A 13318-nucleotide genomic window follows, 5' to 3' on the forward strand; every position below is an offset into this window, starting at 1 on the left:
TGCTGCGCCATCAAGGAACGCACGAATGTACGGATGAAACAGGTGAGCTGATTTACTGGCGTTTCCGCCATTGCTCATACCAATGGAGCAATGCTTCGGCCGGCAACGGACGAGAAATAAAATAGCCCTGGGCAATCTGGCTGCTGGTGGTGAGGAGAAAAGCCCAGTCCTCCTCATCTTCGACGCCCTCCACTACCACTTCCATATGAAGTTGCTTGGCCATATCGAGACTGGCGGTGAAAATGGCTTTGAGCCGTGCATCTTTGCCGGCGTTGTGGGTGAAGCTGCGGTCGATTTTGAGTTCATCAAAGGGCAAATCACGCAGTTGCGCAAGGGAGGAGTGACCGGTGCCGAAGTCGTCGATGGAGAGGCGAAAGCGCTTTAGGCGGAGTCGGGTCAGCACATGCAATGCCGTCGCCAAATCCTGCATCAGCCGTCCTTCGGTGACCTCCAGGACGATCGCTTGTGGTAGAACGTTGTGGCTCGCTGCCTGCTCAATGACAAAATCGGCGAACGCCATGTCGGTCAAATCTTCCATCGAGACATTGACCGCTACCTGTAGAGCGAAGCCCTCGTCACGCCATAGCTGCGCCTGGCGGATCGACTCCTTTAACACAGCGCGCGTCACGTCGCCGATGATCCCACTGGCCTCGGCCACCGGAATAAACTGGTCGGGGAAGACCAGGCCGTCCTCGGGGTGCTGCCAACGCACGAGCGTTTCCACGCCGATCCATTCGCCCCCCGGCAGCGCTACCTTGGGCTGGTAGTAGTTGACCAGCTCACTGTTGGCGATGGCCGTGCGCAAGGCCGCGGCATCGTAGCTCTTACGGACCACCGTTGCTGCGGTCGGTGTTGAAGGCGCATGTCTTGCTCGGCATCGCCCGAGCAGGTCTGCTAGTCGCTGCGGTAAGGGGGGTTTTTGTACTGAACCGACCACCGACAGATGGACTTCCTGGGCGAGTTTTTCCGTGGCGCGCAACATCATTTCGTCTTCGCCGCTGACCAGGATCAAGCAGCCCGAATATTGGCGTTGCATCAATTGTTCGACGAATTCGATGCCGTCCATGCCTGGCATGTTGATGTCGAGCAGGATGGCGTCCGGTTTCTCAGTCGATTGGTCCAACATGGCCAGCGCGGATTCGCCCGTTTCGTAACAGGAGACATCGTCATACCCAAGTTCTTCCAACATGCTGCTGATCAGGTCGTGCATGAACGTATCGTCGTCGAGCAGCATGATCGAGAACGCAGAGGCGCGGCCGAGGAGGGGTTTGGGCAACCAGTGATCGAGGGCTGCCTGCAAATCAGGCAGCGATACGGGCTTAGCCAGGTAAACGTCCATACCCGCGGCTTGGCAACGCTCGGCCTCACCCTTCAAGACATTGGCCGTCAGCGCCAGGATGGGTGTCCGGCCGGCACCGCGTTTCCCTTCCTCAACCCGGATCGCTTGGGCGAGCTGGTAACCGTCCAGGTGCGGCATGTGCAGGTCGGACAGCACCAGTCCGTAGTCGCCGCTCAGCCATTGGCTGAAGGCTGCCCGTCCGTCCGGGGCGAGGTCGCAGGGGTAGCCCAGCAGGGTGAGCTGCTGCCGGATCACCTCCTGGTTGGTTACGTTGTCCTCGGCCACCAGGATCAGTTGGCCCTGGGCAATAGCCTCCGCGCGACTAAGAATAGTGGCTTGGGGCGGCGGTCGGTCCTGGGCGTCGGCAGCGATGGTCAGGGGCGTCGCGTCGGCGCGGGGAAAGGGCAGGCGGGCGGTAAAGGTGCTGCCGACATCCGGCGTGCTGTCTACCCGAATCTCGCCCCCCATCACCTCGGCCAAGCGCGTGCTGATCACCAGCCCCAGCCCGGTGCCGCCATACTTCCGCGCGGTCGCCGCGTCGGCCTGGGTAAAGGGATGGAACACTCGCTCCAGCGTCGCCGCATCCATGCCAATGCCATTGTCGCGCACCGAGAGTTCGACCCAGACTGGATCACTGGCTTCGCCCACCTGCCGCGCGACCACCTCGACGTCGCCCGCGCGGTCCAGCCCGCTGGAGAATTTGATGGCATTGGTGGTGAAGTTGGTGAGAATCTGCCGGACCCGCAGGGCATCGCCTTCCAGGGCGCGGGGGATGTGCGCATCCACGTCATGGCGCAGCGTCACCCCTTTCTGTCGAGCCTGTCCGGTAAGCATGGCGCAGGTCTTCTCGACCACATCGGCAATGGTGAAGGATTCGATAGAGAGATCCAGCCGGCCGGCTTCGATCTTGGAGAAATCGAGGATGTCGTTAAGGATGCCCAGCTGGGTTTGGGCGGAATCGCGGATGATGCATGTCATCTTGTGCTGCTCGTCCGTCAGGCGCGTGTTGAGCAGCACTTCGCTCATGCCGATCACCCCACTCATCGGCGTGCGAATCTCGTGCGACATGTTGGCCAGGAAGGCGCTCTTGGCTTGGCTCGCCGTGATCGCCGCGTTTTTCAATTCCAGCAATTCATTCTGCGCGTCGCGCAACTCCGCTTCTGCTTTCATGCGCCGGCTGATCTCGCGTGTTAGCGCGATCGTGCGGTTGGCCAGCTTGTCGTACATATCCATGATGGTGCCAATCAGAACGCGAGTGGCTCCAGCCATCTCTTCATTCGCCTGTTCCTTGGCGCGTTCGAACGAAATGCCAGAAGGCAAGGCCAGCACCACCTTGGCCATGCGCTTGTCGGATTCGATGATGTGCAAAGCCAGCCAACGCGTCAGGAATCCGACAATCTCCACGATCACATCATCCAACGGTAACTCGGTTTCTTTCTGCTTGATCTCGAGCACCTTGGCAATGAAATCACTATGGGCGTCTTTATGCCATACCTCCCAGGGATCATTCTGGAAATATTCGTGCCAGATACGTTCCTCAGTCGAGAAATGCACGACCGTATAGTCTTTCAATTCGTCGAAGACTTGATTCAGGGCCGGGGCATCGGCATTGAATGCCAGATAGCTCACCAGAGCATTGAGAAGATCGACGAGACGCTTATGCTGTACGTCGATTTCCTCGATGCCGGTCGCGAAGTTTTCGTTCCAGGGAAAGATTTCCAGTTGGGTCGTGGTCATTTTGGCGCCATTTAGCTCATTGATCCGGGTGGAAGGCATCGATAGTCTTGCTAGCCCTTTCAAAGGCGGAATCAAACACATCCTGTTGAACCTGAAGTGCAGTCAGGTCTCCGGCCTTGCCGGCCTGTTCCAGTTTTTCGCACAAGTCACCCAGTTGCAGGGCGCCGATGGCGCGGGCATTGGATTTGAGACTGTGCGCGATCTGGCTGACGGCGGCGGCATCTCCCTCGGCAACCGCAGCGTGGAGGCGCTCGGCCTGCGCCTGCGCCGTGACCTGGAACTTCTCCAGTAGGCGGCGGTGGATGGCCGATTTGTCCCCCACCATCTGGATCAGAATACCAGGGTCGAACACCGGAAGTTCACCTGCGTCCTCCGTCTCTTCTGTAGCCTCCGCAGAGGCAGGCATCTCAGCCGTCCGGCTCGCTGGACGCGGGTTCGCGGCGGCTGGCAGCCAGTGGATGAGTTGTTCCCGCAGTTGCGACAAGGGTACGGGCTTGGCCAGGTAGCCGTCCATGCCGCTGGCCTGGCAACGCTCAGTTTCGTCCTGGAGCACGTTGGCCGTTAAGGCCAGGATCGGGATGTGGCCGTTCCTCCGCTGGGCCTCTTCCCGGCGGATTGCCTGAGCAAGCTGATAGCCATCCAGGTGCGGCATGTGCAGGTCAGACAGTACCAAGGCGTAGTCGCCGGTCAGCCACTGGCGGAAGGCGGCCCGTCCGTCCGGGGCGAGGTCGCAGGGGTAGCCCAGCAGGGCCAGTTGCTGCTGGATGACCTCCTGATTGGTCGCGTTGTCCTCGGCCACCAGGATCAACCGCCCCTGCACAATGGCTTCCGCGCGATTCAGAACGGTGATTTGAGGTGGCGGTCGGTTCTGGGCATCAGTGGCAGCGGCCAGGGGCGCCTCGTCGGCGCAGGGAAAAGGCAGGCGGGCGGTGAAGGTGCTGCCGGCCCCCGGCGTGCTCTCCACTCGAATCTCGCCACCCATCGCTTCAGCCAGGCGCGCGCTGATCACCAGCCCCAATCCCGTCCCGCCGTACTGGCGCGTGGTCGAGGCGTCGGCCTGGGCGAAGGGATGAAACACCCGCTCCTGCGTCTGCGCATCCATGCCGATGCCGTTGTCGCGCACCGCCAGTTCGATCCAGACCCGGCCCCCTTCTCCGTCGGCTCGCCGCGCGACCACCTCAACGTTCCCCGTGCGGCCCAAACCGCTGGAGAATTTGATGGCGTTGCTGAGGAAGTTGGACAGGATCTGCCGCACCCGCAGGGCATCGCCCTCCAGGGCCGGGGGGATGTGCGCATCCACGGTATGACGCAGCGTCACCCCCTTCAACCGGGCCTGTTCGGCCAGCGTGGCGCAGGTCTTCTCGACCACCTCGGCCAGCGCGAAAGGTTCGATAGAGCACTTGAGCTTGCCGGCCTCGATCTTGGAGAAATCAAGGATGTCGTTGAGGATGCTCAGCTGGGTTTGAGCCGAGTCGTGGATGACCTGGGCCATCTTGCGCTGCTCGTCGGTCAGGCGCGTGTTGAGCAGCACGCCGGTCATGCCGATCACACCGTTCATCGGCGTGCGGATCTCGTGGCTCATGTTGGCCAGAAAAAGGCTCTTGGCCAGATTGGCCGCTTCGGCGGCCTCTTTGGCGTCCACCAGGGCCTGCTCCGCTTCCTTGCGGGTGCTGATGTCGGTTTGGAAGGCAATGAAGCGAGGGCCGGAGCTATCCTTAGCGGCCTGGTAGTAGATCGTCATTTCGACGGGAATCAGATGGCCGTCTTTGGCGCGTTGCGCGGTCTCGAATTGTATATAACTTTGCTGTTTGATCTGTTCCCTGATCTCCCTATAGCATTCGGCCGGAAAGTGGGAATCAATGTCGGAGACCGTTAACTGACACAGTTCCTCGGGGGTATAACCGAGGCACTCAGCGGCATAAGGATTAGAATAGGTGAAACGCCCCGTGGCGAAATCCGCCCATGTGATGCCGATCCCAACCTTGTCCATGGCGTATTGAGTATCCGCGATGTTCTGGTGGACTCGTTTCAGTTCAGCGGTACGAGCTTCCACCAGTTCCTCCAGGTGAGCACGGTGCTGGACCAATTCATCGTGCAATCGTTTTGTTTCCGTGATGTTCTCATAGATTCCAAGTACGCCAATCACCTTATTATTTATGGTCGTCAGGGGAACTTTCGAGGTGCGCAGCCAAATCGTTCGTCCATCTGGTGTGGTTTGGGGTTCTTCGTAGTTGATTTGTGGTATGCCAGAGTCGATGACCTCCTGATCATCGGCGCGATACAGATCGGCCTCGGTTGCCCAACCCATCTGGTAATCGTCCTTGCCAATTAGCTCACTTGGATCGTGTTTTCCGGCATCCCGGGCAAAGGCGGGATTGCAACCCAGATAGCGCAACGTCCGGTCCTTCCAGAATACGCGCATGGGAACATGATCGATGACAGCTTGAAGCAGGTTTCTGGACTCCTGTAGCGCCGCTTCTGCCTGCTTGCGTGCTGTTATGTCGCGGGTCGAGCTGAATAAGAAGACCTGTTCGTCAAGAATCACTGGCATGACACTGAGTTCCACATCAAGCAAGCTGCCATCTTTGCGTCGGTGTATCGTATCAATCTGAAAACGTGTATTTCTTTCAATTATATGTCTCATTAAATTGGCAATTTCATCTTGATTGCGCAGTACTTCCACCTGGGTAAGGTTCATTCCGATCGCTTCATCTCGCTCGTAACCCAGCATGGCACAGAAGGAATCACTGACTTCCGTGATGTCGCCGTCTGTATCCACGATGTGAATACCATCGCTAGCATTGTGCAGGAAAGTTCTATTCTTATCGGCTTCCTGACGCTCAGCTCGCATCGAGGCCTGGCGTTGAGACGCCAACCGGCGAGAAAAGTACAAACCAAGGGTGGTCAACAGGGTCGTCAACCCCAAGAGTAAGGCGGCAATCACCTGTTCTACCTGGTGCGACACCGCTGCGATCGATGTCGAGAACGCGTCCTCGAAGGGAGTAACCTCTTGGTTGATGGAATTCAACGCGTGAATCGCTTTGAACATGTCGGCGCGATTCCAGTCACCCGCAGTGATCTCCTGATACAATCGATGCCCCAGAGAATTAAGTTTAGCGATGTGGACGTCGCCCTCAGCCCAGAAGCGGATTGTCTCCTCTAGAAGCGGTGTTTTCCCAAAGTAGCGATACAAACGGATCATTCCCGGTATGTCTTCAGAGTGATTCCCTCCCTCGACAAACCCTTCGAAAGCGGTCTTCACATCTGGCTCCGCCTTGTCGAGTGCAATACGGGCCTTACGATCCCCCATCGGAATGGCGATGGCTTTAAGAAAATCCTGGTAGTCCGTCTCAGAATAGGAATAGATATAGGCTACAAGCGAAATGTGCGCCTGTTTCTGCCCCTTCGACCACATGCTTTCCCCACCCACGAAGGCTCGCATCGAGGACATGATATCCAGGCTGAATATCATCGAACCTAACAGAATGACGATGATCACCACGAAAGGCCAAACGGTTTGTATCATCAATCGATTAGCGGATTCAGTCTGGTGTCTATTGCGCATAATGTATGGTGCCTAAAAATTATAAATTAATATAATAACTTATATTCTTCGAGGATTCTTGTGGAGCCAACCGACTCAAAGGCGACTCGCAGATCCAATCTTTTGATCTTGAAAGAGGCAGCGCTGACTTGGCGTATTGATCTTGGCCCAGAAGTCCACATTCCACAGAAACCCTCGAAGAACCGTAAATTGAAAATAATAGAAAAATATTCAGGAATAGCTCTAATAATGGAACACTATTTGCTTAATATTCGCAATAGAAGTTCCTTTTTAAGAAGGCCAAACCCATGCGAACCCCTACTCTTCAAAACCTCCTGCTCAGCGGTTGCTGCGGGCTGGCGGCGTCGACGTTCGTCATGGCGGACCCTACCTTACAACCGCTTGACGACATTGAGCGCGCCGCTCACACTTTTTTGACGGCGCAACATCGCGGCCGCGAAGAACCGCCGAATATCCGGTTACAACCGCTTGATCCTCGCCTACGATTGCCCAAATGCCAGGCAGCGCTGGAAGCTTTCCTGCCGAGTGGCGCACGCACCGCTGGCAATACCTCGATCGGTGTGCGCTGTCCTGACGCCAAACCCTGGATTCTCTACCTTAGCGCCAATATCCAGATCCATGACCAAGTGCTGGTCGCTAAGCGCTTCCTGCGCCGGGGAACCATTCTCAGCGCCGCCGACTTTCAATCCGAACGCCGCGAGCTGTCCACGCTGCCCAGCGGTTACGAAACTGACCCCCAACAATTGATCGGTCGGCAACTACAACGCGCATTAATGGCGGGAAAGGTTATTCCACCGCGCTCCGTCAAAATACCGCCAGCGGTCCGCCGTGGCGAAACCGTTACCCTCGTCGCAGGACAAAGCGGCATCGAAATTACCTCCAGCGGCATCGCCCTAAATGACGCGCGCATCGGCGAACGGCTACGTGTGCGCAACGAAAGATCTCAACGAGTCGTCGAAGGTAAAGTAACCGTCAACCGGCGCGTCGAGGTTGGAAGATAACTGAAATTATATTAAAGTTTCATGAGGTACAGCCGATAACTTGGGTAAGTCTTAAAACTAACGGCGTAAGGATCACCACTATGGCCATCATCAATTCCATTTCGACTTTTCCTATACGCAGCAGCAATGGCCCTGTGGAGCAGTTCCTCACCGCAAAGACGGGAAAATCGCCAAATAGCGATTTGCTCAACAAGTCAGATGCGGAGAGCGACCAGGTTAATCTCACTAGGAGTTCGCTGCATTTACGCGAGATTGAAACCCACGAGGCGGAAGGACAACCGCCGATGGATCAGGAAAAAATTGAAAAGCTGCGTAACGCGATTGCCAAGGGCGAATACCGGGTCGATTCGAACAGGATCGCGCATAAAATGCTCGAATTTGATGAGCTAACCCTCGCATAGGACTGCTTGACCATGCTGGAGAAATTGTTGCGCGAAGAGTTAGCCCTCATTGAGGGGCTGCAGCAATTGCTTCAACAGGAATATGACGCCTTGCGTACCCGTGACGTGACGGCGCTGGAGCATATTGCTGGTGAAAAACAGATCAGCGCTGACCGGTTGCGCAGTCTAGATACAGCACGGATGGCTTACTTGCGTGAACAAGGTTTTACCGCCGATCGGCAGGGATTGCAAACCTGTCTGGAAGCCGCGCCAACTCGCAAGCAACGCGGGATTTTGCATAAGTTGGCGTCGGAATTCGAACGCGCTATCGAGCAGGCTCGCGACCAGAATGAAGTTAATGGCGCCATCATCGCGGCCAGTCGCAGCCATGTCGAACAAGCGCTGGCCATTGTCAGTGGCCGCGCCCCCCTGGAATTTCTCTACGATCATGATAGCCGCAAGGTTTTTAGCAGTAGCGGCCAGCCAATCGCCAAGGTCTGATAGCTGTTCCTTCCTGCTTTCCAGTGCCTTATATCTTACCACCTATCCGTTCTGAGTTAGGCTAAAGTAAGTTTGACTGAAATCGCTGAGGAGACGATGGGAATCTGCCAGAGGAGGCGCGCTACCGAAAACGGCAGGCTGCGATCGATTCCGCCTACCGCAAACAGTAACTTAACGAATAATGACAGGTATTCTGACAAAGTAGAATTAATCTTTGCCTTTTTACCAAAGGTTAGATTAACCGCCTCTGTTTCTTCTTAGTTGCTCAAGTTCTTGAGCGGTATCAACCATGATTCGTTTAAACTCTTCAATCATTTTGGCGAGGGTCCCAATCTCATCATTAGATTTTACCTCTACTTTAGCAGTAAAATCACCTCCTACTACACGGGTTGTGGCATTAACTACTTTATCAAGCGGCCAAATTACCACTAAGCTCACTACCAAGATCATAATCATGCTAATAATCAGGGTTCCAGCAAGAGTAATGAGTAGCATATTGAAACCGGCTTTTTGGTAGGTTTGTTCAACAGCAGTGAAATCGTCGAGAGTAATCACGGCGCCGACCTTTTTGTTGCCAGCGTCGTATAATGAGAATCCACCACCAACATAATATTTGCCGCCAAGCTCAAAATGCTTGATTAATTTTCCTTCGTCGGTGACAGCAGTCAAGTCGTCTGGGCTAAAAACATAATCTTTGAAGATCGATGGATCTGTCAGAGTCGTATCGATAACAACGTAATCTTTAAGTTCATCATAGTTATTGTCTAACCCTTTGCTTTCTCTGACTGACGCCCAATCTCTTGCATCGATGAACTGTTTACCCACTACCACGACATAATCCATCTCTGTTTGGTCCTTCATAATTTCGATGAAGTGATCGATTTCTTCACCAAATTCCACATAACCGATCAGGTCGCCCTCTTTGAAGTAAGGTGTAACAACCCGTAAGGCGAACGCTGTTTTTCCAAGCTCTATCCCTGTTCCCCAAGAGCCGGTTTTTTTCGATTGATTGAAAGTAATTCGATTTAATGAATCGTCAAATTTTCCTTCATCATGCAGCCTAGAAAAAACGGTGCCATTCTTTCGATGAAAATAAAAATGAGTAATCCCTAATTTTTTGTTATCTAAAAAAAGATTTTGACCGTAATGGTACAGCTTGTTTCTGTCGTTTTCTAGAAATATGTCTTTGTAATCCTCATTAGTTGTGAAACTGATAAGAGCAGCCTTCAACATCTTTATATCGTTTTTTTCTAGATTATAAAAAGTTTGCCTTGCTGATTGGATCCGGTCGATGGCGCTCTTTTCCACCGCAGATCTTTTGCTTTGAATAGAAATCGTATAAAAAATGGTGGCTAAAGTAATGACGCCAAGCACAATGACAGGCAATAGCTTGTATCTAATACTGGATTTCATTGCAATTTTTCTCCTAGAATCTCGTTAGTGGCTTGTATGAGTTTTTCGATCTTATTTGGATCATCCGGCGTATTTTCCGTGATATTCATCAATATCCCAGCTTTCAATCCAATGCGTCCTCGAACTATCGATCTGTCTAATCCTTTCCTGTCGATAATTGCATTAATTTGAGTGGATAATTGGAATAAGCGTCTTGTGTGCTCAGTAGGTATTGCCCCCATATTTGATTCATCTGACTCCATTTGTTTAAACAATAAGTCGATGCTTGGAGCATGGGGATTTGGTTTTTCGTTTTCACCCAGTTGCGTCGCCAAGAAAACAACATCTTTAATAGGCCAAGTTAAACAATTATTGACTTGGGTTTGTTTGGAGGTCTTTTGCAAAATAACATCGAAAATTTGACCTTCTTTGACAACGATCCATACACAGTTGATGAAATTTTCTTCTCGGATATAGACATACACCCGACCTGTTTTTTTCTGGTCTCGCACTAAGGATAGGGTTTCATGTAATTTTTTTTGCGCTGACATAATTTCTTACCCTTTGTAGAGGCGTTACAAAAGCACTCATGTTGCGTATTCGAGATACTAGATCAATCTATGGCGTTTATATTATATTGATAAATAATCAAAAAATTGGTTATTGGAGGTTTTTATGGAATGTGGGTTTCTGGGCTAAGCTTAGCACACTAAGCCGATGCTGCTTCTTTCAAGGTCAACGGGTTAGAGCCACGAGTCGTCCTTGAATCGGCTGGCTTCACAAGAATTCTCAAAGAACCAAAAATTTCAAAAGCTTCAATCCTGAATAATAATAATACGGCGCTTGGCTTTATCAAGATTAGACTTAAAAATTTATTCCAGCGGCGCCGCCGACAACAGGGAGCGCAGCCAGGACCTAGCGCACAGTTTTTTCCGACGGCAGGTGGCGAGCGGGTCCGCAAGAGGTGCTGCTGTAGCTAGTGGGCTGACACAGAAGTTTTGACAGGTAGCGGTGGGTGCCCTATGGTTGAGATCAACAGGAGGAATCACCATGGCCCACAAGTATCTGGTTGATCTAACTGAAGAGGAGCGGGAAGACCTGCTGAAGGTCATTCATAAAGGCAAGGCAGCGGCGCGCAAGGTTGCCCGTGCCCATGTGTTGCTGCAGGCTGCGGAAGGGGCGACGGATGAGGCCATTGCCCAAAGCCTTCACTTGGGGATTTCGACCGTTCATCGTACCCGTCAACGGTTTGTCGACGAAGGGTTGCTGGCGGCGTTAAGCGAGCGGCCACGAGTCGGTTTGCCCCCGGCCTTGACCGGCAAACAGGCCGCCTTTCTGGTCGCCTTGGCCTGTAGTACCCCGCCCGCTGGCCGTTGTCAGTGGACTCTCCAATTGTTAGCGGACCGCTTCATGGAACTCCGGCCCATCGAAGCCATTTCCCGTGAGAGTGTGCGGCGCATCCTTAAAAAAACGACCTCAAACCCTGGCAACGTCAAGAATGGTGTATTCCCAGTGTCAGTCCCGATTATGTTTGGCATATGGAGGATGTGTTGGACCTGTACGCCGAACCCGATGATCCTCAATACCCCCAAGTGTGCTTCGATGAAAGTCCGGTGCAATTGACCAGCGAAACCCGCTGTCCTCAACCCGCCCGCCCGGGTCAACCGGCGCGCTATGACTGTGAATACAAACGCGAAGGCACCGCCAATTTATTTCTATTCGTACAACCCTTGCGCGGGTGGCGTCATGTTAATGTCACGAAACAGCGCACCAAACGCGATTTTGCCCAGCAAATGCAGCAACTCGTTGATGTGTACTTTCCGAAGGCGGAGCGAATCCGGTTGGTCGTGGATAACCTCAATACCCACACTCCTGCGGCCTTGTATAGTGTCTTTTCTCCAGAGGAAGCCCGCCGGATCACCCGCAAGCTCGAATTTCATTACACCCCCAAGCATGGCAGTTGGCTCAATATGGCGGAATGTGAGTTCGCTGTTCTCGCCGGCCAGTGTTTGAATCGCCGCATTGCGAACCTCGAAACTTTGCGGAAGGAAATCGCCGCTTGGCAAGGCCCACGCAACCTACGTCAGACCAAAATCCACTGGCAGTTCGGCACCGACTTGGCCCGGGTCAAACTCAAGCGCCTCTATCCTCCCTTGAAATCTTCTGAAACCCCGGTGGACCTAGAAACCTCTGAACCTGTCAAAACTTCTGTGTCAGCCCACTAGACTTCGATCCCGAAGCGCAGGGCGATCAGTGGTAAGTGTCTTATACAGAGCGCTCTTCTGATCAGCCATTTTTGTTCTATATTTTGAATTTGCACTCGAATCTCAAGGAGCTTTCATGATGAACTTATCCCGTCTTGTCGCGTTGGGTCTGCTGACCTTGACGCTTCTTGCTACCGGCCTCATGGTCCCCAGCAGCGCCGTCGCGCAGCCCGCTGGAGAGGGCTATGAAGATGCGGACAGCGGCCCATCAGGCAGTGATGATCTCAGCAGCGCCCAGCAGGAATTTGAACGCATTATTACTCCAAAATATCGCCGACTGGGCATGCGCGTCGAATCCCTGCCCGATGGCAGCCTGCGGCTGCGGCTGCCCAGCGAAGTAATGTTTGCCTATGACAGCGCCGACATCAACCGCGATTTCGCTCCTACGCTGCGTGAAGTCGCCCGGCTGATGAAGCGTTATCGTGGCATTCGGAGTCGCATTATCGGCCATACCGATAATCAAGGTTCACAAAGCTATAATCTCGATCTTTCGTTGCGCCGGGCAGAAAGCGTAGCGACGTTTCTCAGCGCCCAAGGCGTGAATAACCGCCGGTTAATCACTCAGGGGCGTGGTGAAGAAGAACCCATCGCCAGCAACGCTACGCCCCAAGGCCGGCAGATGAACCGGCGAGTTGACATCGTCCTGTTTCGTCGCGCTCGCGGCGACCGACCCCATCGGAAGTGATCCGCGTCAAGATTGCAGCGCTGCGCGGATTCGCGCGGCCAATGATTCCAGTTCTTGTGGGTTAGCGGACTCTCGACCATGCGAACCAGTCCGCTGCCCCTCTTGCATTGGGATGATGTGGACGTGGTAATGAAATACCGTCTGGCCGGCAGCGGCACCGTTAAATTGACTGACGCGCATCCCATCCGGGGCCAATGCCTTTTGGATAGCCCGAGCCACGCGCTGGACCGTCAGGGTAACCGCTAGCAGATCAGTTTCGGCAATCTCCAGCAAGTTGGACGCATGCGTCTTGGAAATCACCAGAGTGTGGCCTGGACTAGCTGGGCGGACATCCATAAAGGTTAGCGTCTGGGCATCTTCATGGACTTTAATGGATGGAATTTCGCCACGGACAATTTTGCAGAAAATACAATTAGCAGATTCAGACATCGTAAAAACTTCCTGGATCACAAGT

General features: G+C 53.7%; 9 protein-coding genes and 1 pseudogene. 5 read left to right on the forward strand and 5 right to left on the reverse strand.

Features of this window, described 5'->3' with window-relative positions; genetic code table 11:
• Positions 1-52 precede the first annotated feature (52 nt).
• Together H6973_16810 and H6973_16815 are read right to left on the reverse strand one after the other, a co-directional pair.
• The gene (locus tag H6973_16810; GenBank protein ID MCP5127239.1) at positions 53-3115 is read right to left on the reverse strand and encodes a bacteriohemerythrin; all 3063 of its coding nucleotides are present in this window, start codon (positions 3113-3115) and stop codon (positions 53-55) included.
• A complete protein-coding gene (locus tag H6973_16815; GenBank protein MCP5127240.1) occupies positions 3093-6641 on the reverse strand; it encodes a PAS domain S-box protein in 3549 nt (1182 codons plus the stop codon). The genes H6973_16810 and H6973_16815 overlap by 23 nt, the downstream gene beginning before the upstream one ends.
• A 287-nt stretch (positions 6642-6928) precedes the next feature.
• Between H6973_16815 and flgA the strand changes: the two genes are divergently transcribed.
• The 3 genes from flgA (at position 6929) to H6973_16830 (ending at position 8523) form a co-directional block, all read left to right on the forward strand.
• Complete coding sequence (flgA, locus tag H6973_16820) at positions 6929-7642, forward strand: flagellar basal body P-ring formation protein FlgA (protein MCP5127241.1); 714 nt, start codon at positions 6929-6931, stop codon at positions 7640-7642.
• Between the two features lie 80 nt (positions 7643-7722).
• On the forward strand, positions 7723-8043 hold the full coding sequence (flgM, locus tag H6973_16825) for a flagellar biosynthesis anti-sigma factor FlgM (GenBank protein MCP5127242.1): 321 nt from the start codon (positions 7723-7725) through the stop codon (positions 8041-8043).
• A gap of 12 nt (positions 8044-8055) precedes the next feature.
• The gene (locus H6973_16830) at positions 8056-8523 is read left to right on the forward strand and encodes a flagellar protein FlgN (protein ID MCP5127243.1); all 468 of its coding nucleotides are present in this window, start codon (positions 8056-8058) and stop codon (positions 8521-8523) included.
• 237 nt (positions 8524-8760) lie between these two features.
• On the opposite strand, the gene H6973_16835 is transcribed toward H6973_16830, so the two are convergent.
• Positions 8761-9936, reverse strand: a complete 1176-nt coding sequence (locus H6973_16835) for a HAMP domain-containing protein (protein MCP5127244.1) — start codon at positions 9934-9936, stop codon at positions 8761-8763.
• Positions 9933-10466: a hypothetical protein gene (locus tag H6973_16840; protein MCP5127245.1), complete on the reverse strand. Its 534-nt coding sequence runs from the start codon at positions 10464-10466 to the stop codon at positions 9933-9935. Before H6973_16840 ends, H6973_16835 begins: the two co-directional genes overlap by 4 nt.
• 499 nt (positions 10467-10965) lie before the next feature.
• Here H6973_16840 and H6973_16845 point away from each other — a divergent pair.
• Both H6973_16845 and H6973_16850 read left to right on the forward strand, forming a co-directional pair.
• A pseudogene (locus H6973_16845) lies at positions 10966-12140 on the forward strand (IS630 family transposase).
• Positions 12141-12255: 115 nt separating this feature from the next.
• On the forward strand, positions 12256-12864 hold the full coding sequence (locus H6973_16850) for an OmpA family protein (GenBank protein ID MCP5127246.1): 609 nt from the start codon (positions 12256-12258) through the stop codon (positions 12862-12864).
• Between the two features lie 6 nt (positions 12865-12870).
• Here H6973_16850 and H6973_16855 read toward each other — a convergent pair whose 3' ends face one another.
• On the reverse strand, positions 12871-13293 hold the full coding sequence (locus H6973_16855; protein MCP5127247.1) for an HIT family protein: 423 nt from the start codon (positions 13291-13293) through the stop codon (positions 12871-12873).
• Between the last annotated feature and the right edge of the window lie 25 nt (positions 13294-13318).

This window comes from Gammaproteobacteria bacterium (assembly GCA_024235095.1).
GTDB lineage: Bacteria > Pseudomonadota > Gammaproteobacteria > Competibacterales > Competibacteraceae > UBA2383.

Bases quoted from the DNA above. Each gene is read 5' to 3' on its own strand.
- H6973_16810 (MCP5127239.1), bottom strand. From the start codon at position 3,115: ATGCCTTCCACCCGGATCAATGAGCTAAATGGCGCCAAAATGACCACG.
- H6973_16815 (MCP5127240.1), bottom strand. From the start codon at position 6,641: ATGCGCAATAGACACCAGACTGAATCCGCTAATCGATTGATGATACAA.
- flgA (MCP5127241.1), top strand. From the start codon at position 6,929: ATGCGAACCCCTACTCTTCAAAACCTCCTGCTCAGCGGTTGCTGCGGG.
- flgM (MCP5127242.1), top strand. From the start codon at position 7,723: ATGGCCATCATCAATTCCATTTCGACTTTTCCTATACGCAGCAGCAAT.
- H6973_16830 (MCP5127243.1), top strand. From the start codon at position 8,056: ATGCTGGAGAAATTGTTGCGCGAAGAGTTAGCCCTCATTGAGGGGCTG.
- H6973_16835 (MCP5127244.1), bottom strand. From the start codon at position 9,936: ATGAAATCCAGTATTAGATACAAGCTATTGCCTGTCATTGTGCTTGGC.
- H6973_16840 (MCP5127245.1), bottom strand. From the start codon at position 10,466: ATGTCAGCGCAAAAAAAATTACATGAAACCCTATCCTTAGTGCGAGAC.
- H6973_16850 (MCP5127246.1), top strand. From the start codon at position 12,256: ATGATGAACTTATCCCGTCTTGTCGCGTTGGGTCTGCTGACCTTGACG.
- H6973_16855 (MCP5127247.1), bottom strand. From the start codon at position 13,293: ATGTCTGAATCTGCTAATTGTATTTTCTGCAAAATTGTCCGTGGCGAA.